The 1,165-nt window shown below is 60.4% G+C and carries 1 protein-coding gene and 1 pseudogene; both read right to left on the bottom strand.

What is annotated here, in order from left to right; genetic code table 11:
* Positions 1-188: 188 nt before the first annotated feature.
* Positions 189-866 carry a hypothetical protein gene (locus ACFHWW_RS33805; RefSeq protein WP_379943710.1) on the bottom strand — a complete coding sequence of 226 codons (678 nt, stop codon included), beginning with the start codon at positions 864-866 and terminating at the stop codon, positions 189-191.
* Positions 867-993: 127 nt separating this feature from the next.
* Positions 994-1,165, bottom strand: a pseudogene (locus ACFHWW_RS33810) (integrase); the annotation flags it as partial.

The following is a 1,165-nucleotide window of genomic DNA, read 5'->3' on the forward strand; positions in this document are numbered from 1 at the left end:
TCCAATGGGCGTGTTGACTATGAATGCAGTTTATCAGTGTGTTTGCGGTTTGGCATCTAATCTGCTGCTGGTAGAGCCAGCGACGTGCGCATTTTTCCTTGTCAGCTCGTCCCCAGCCACTGCGCTGCCCATTCTCAAATTAACTGTCATTTCAAGCAACTGGAATCATTGGCACAGGAGTCGCGCAATCAAATGCAAAGCGACAGATGGCGCCCCAGATCGCCGCCTCCGCAACAGGACGCAGAAGCTGTCGGTCGAGAATATCGATGCCCTTGCTGGCCAAATGCTCGAGGAACGCAACCTGGTCGGTGAATACTGCAGGAGGATTGGTCTTGAGCCTGGCCATGATCGCGTGCTCGACGCCCCTGCGCCTTCATCCAGTTCATCGCCTCGTCATTGAGAACATAATCCTGATGGCCTGACCGCAGGGCCGACAGGAAATTAAGCCGCGATTTCGACAGGCTGGTGCGGAAGGTGGAAAAGTGCTCGCCGCCAATCTGGGTGGTGAAGGCATTGCGCCGATTGTGCTGCGCACCGGTATCGTCGACCGTGATGAACGGCGCCGACACCAGCCCGGCATGAAGAACCGCACTGTCTTCCTCGACGAACGGATCGAGGCCGGTGGTGAGCAGCCGGATGACCTGCCGCTTGGATATCTCGACGTCGATGCTGTTGAGGATCGCGGTCAGGCGCGGCGTTGTGACCTGGCCCTGGGCATGCAGCGCCAGACAGACGCGGCGCAGGTTCCGGCCAAAGCCGCTCGAGACCCCTTCCGGCAACGGCGCGACGATCACCTTGCCTTCTGGTGTCAGCCAACGCTCGCGGCGATAGTTCACAGGTTCTGCCGCCAGCACCAGATCGCGCACGAAGAAGCTCTTGTAGCCTTTGAACCGAGAACCTGCAGACGCATCGGCCCTTAGTGTCACGGTCCGGGTGATCCGGTTCAGGTCACGCTTGGGGCCGCGTGGCGATTTGCCAGCCGCACGATCACCGTTACCGGGTTCTGTCGGCGCTCGCATGGCCGAGCTGCTTTTGCACATGACGCTCGTCGACCTCGGCCGAGGAGGCAAGTCCCGCGCGCAGCGAATGACCGGAGAATTTGGCCGCCCGCTCTTCCTCACCGAGATAGCCATGCAGACCGGCGGCGAGGGCCACCGCCTTGTCA

The sequence above is a fragment of the Sinorhizobium sp. P24N7 genome (genome assembly GCF_042436655.1).
GTDB lineage: Bacteria > Pseudomonadota > Alphaproteobacteria > Rhizobiales > Rhizobiaceae > Sinorhizobium > Sinorhizobium meliloti_A.